Below are 546 nucleotides of genomic sequence, written 5' to 3'. Positions count from 1 at the left end.
AAATGGCGCAAACTCGATGGCCAGAACCGCCTGCCGGAAATCATCCAAGGGGTTGAGTTCCGCGACGGTCTCCGCCAACTTCAAGCCGCCGCCTGATCAGGCATCACCAACTTTCGCCCATATCTCATGGTTGCGCCTGAGTTCGCGAAAGATCGTTGAGCGATCGCGGCCGAGCATCGTCGCAATTCTCGTCTTCGGCACCTTGGCCCGAAGCATGTTGGCAATGACGCGGCGCTCGTCCAGCGTCAGGTTCGTGAACGAGCGCCTCATGACATCCTCCTGAATAGCATCAGTAATCTATCCAGTGATGCATTCCAGAATGGAATGTGCCCCAGCTATAACCACTTCCAGTCATAATATGATTTATGTAAATTACCTTCGCCTCGCCACCGATTGGAGGGTCTGCGAGCGCACGTAGACCCCCCGATGTCAGGAGAGTTGTCACCCGTTCTCGATCTGAAATGATAGATTTGGCGGGCGGGATAGGACGACGACTTGGGTTACTCACCGGAACGAAAGGCAGCGGTTCTGACGAAGATGCTGCCG

At 55.1% G+C, this 546-nt stretch carries 1 protein-coding gene; it reads right to left on the bottom strand.

The genetic code is table 11. The features are described from left to right. Positions 1–96: 96 nt before the first annotated feature. Complete coding sequence (locus tag GL286_RS22125) at positions 97–270, bottom strand: helix-turn-helix domain-containing protein (RefSeq protein ID WP_155097707.1); 174 nt, start codon at positions 268–270, stop codon at positions 97–99. Positions 271–546: the final 276 nt, after the last annotated feature.

This window comes from Paracoccus aestuariivivens, assembly GCF_009711225.1.
Taxonomy (GTDB): domain Bacteria; phylum Pseudomonadota; class Alphaproteobacteria; order Rhodobacterales; family Rhodobacteraceae; genus Paracoccus; species Paracoccus aestuariivivens.
The sequence above is the reverse complement of the archived record's forward strand: the minus strand, read 5'-3'. Positions and strand labels throughout refer to the sequence as shown.

Bases quoted from the DNA above. Each gene is read 5' to 3' on its own strand.
- GL286_RS22125 (WP_155097707.1), bottom strand. From the start codon at position 270: ATGAGGCGCTCGTTCACGAACCTGACGCTGGACGAGCGCCGCGTCATT.